General features: G+C 71.7%; 1 protein-coding gene. It reads right to left on the bottom strand.

Going from position 1 to position 1,508, the window contains the following annotated elements; genetic code table 11:
• The coding region (locus KN815_RS40455; RefSeq protein ID WP_216346784.1) for a SpnB-like Rossmann fold domain-containing protein at positions 1-1,508 on the bottom strand (1,508 nt) is incomplete at both ends.

Genomic DNA, 1,508 nt, shown 5'->3' with positions numbered 1-1,508 from the left:
GCCACGACACCACCCAGAACACCCGTACCACCGGTGACCAGAACGGCACCCGAGCCGAACCCACCCGACTCCCGAACCTCACCCGACTCCAGAGCCCCACCCGAGGGCAGCACCCGGCCCAGACGCGGCACCCGCACCACACCCGACCGCACCACCAACTGCTCCTCACCCCGAGCCAGCAGCCCGGGAAGAACACCACCCACCCCGTCCACATCATCGGTGTCCACCAGCACCAGGCGCCCTGGGTTCTCCGACTGCGCGGACCGCACCAGACCCCACACCGCGGCCCCCGCCAGATCCCGCACACCAACGCCGTCACCCACATCGACAGCGCCCCGGGTCACCAAGACCAACTGGCCGTCAGCGGACGCCTGATCGGCCACCCACGACCTCACCCGGTCAAAGGCCCCGAACACCTCTCCATACACCTCGCCCACCACGTCCGCGCCGCTGGAGACCACCCGCACGACCTCCGCCTCCGGCACGGGCTCCGCCCGATCCACCGCAGGCACGGGCACCCACTCCAGCCGGAACAGCGCGTCCCGGGCCGCCCCGCCCGCAACCCTCAGTTGACCGGCCTCGACCGGCCGCAACGTCAAGGAGTCCACCGACGCCACCACCCGCCCGGACTCGTCCCCCACCACCACCGACACCACGCCCGAGTTGCCCTGGGTCGCCGGAGCCAGCCTCACCCGCAGTGAGGACGCGCCGACCGCCCCGAGCGAGAATCCCCGCCACGAGAACGGCAGCAGACTGCCCGAACCATCCGCGAGAGCCTCACTCACACCCATCGCGTGCAACGCCGCGTCGAACAGCGCCGGGTGCAAGCCGAACTGACCCGCCCGGTCCCGCTCCGCCTCCGGGAGCGACACCTCGGCGAACACCTCGTCGCCACGGCGCCACGCACGCTTCAGCCCCTGGAAGACCGGGCCGTACTCCAACCCGTTCTCCGCGGCCCGCGCATAATGCTCCGACACCTCCGCGACCTGAGCCGCCGCCGGAGGCCACGCCCCGAAGTCGAAGTGGGTCTCGCCGGCCGCCTGGACCGGCGCGAGGGCCCCGCGGGCATGGCACACCCACGCCGCGGTCTCTCCCTCCGTTTCATCCCGCGAGAAGACACTCACCTCGCGGTAGCCGGAAGCATCCGCCTCCCCCACCTCGACCTGAAGGCGCACCCCGCCCTTCTCGGGCACGATCAGCGGCGCTTCCAGGATCAGTTCCTCGACCCGGCCGCAGCCGACCTGGTCGCCCGCCTGCACCGCCAACTCCACGAACGCCGTTCCCGGCAGCAGCACGACCCCGTGCACGACGTGATCCGCCAGCCAGCCATGCGTGGCCAACGACAGCCGTCCGCTCAGCAGCACCCCGCCGCCGCTCGCCAGCGACACCACCGCGCCCAGCAACGGATGCCCCAGCGAGCCCAACCCCACCGAGCCCACATCGCCCACACCCACGGGCGCTTCGAGCCAGTAACGGTCACGCTGGAAGGCATACGTCGGCAGCTCGAC

The organism is Streptomyces niphimycinicus (assembly GCF_018883605.1).
In the GTDB taxonomy this organism is placed as follows: domain Bacteria; phylum Actinomycetota; class Actinomycetes; order Streptomycetales; family Streptomycetaceae; genus Streptomyces; species Streptomyces niphimycinicus.
This window is presented reverse-complemented; position numbering and strand designations above follow the sequence as displayed.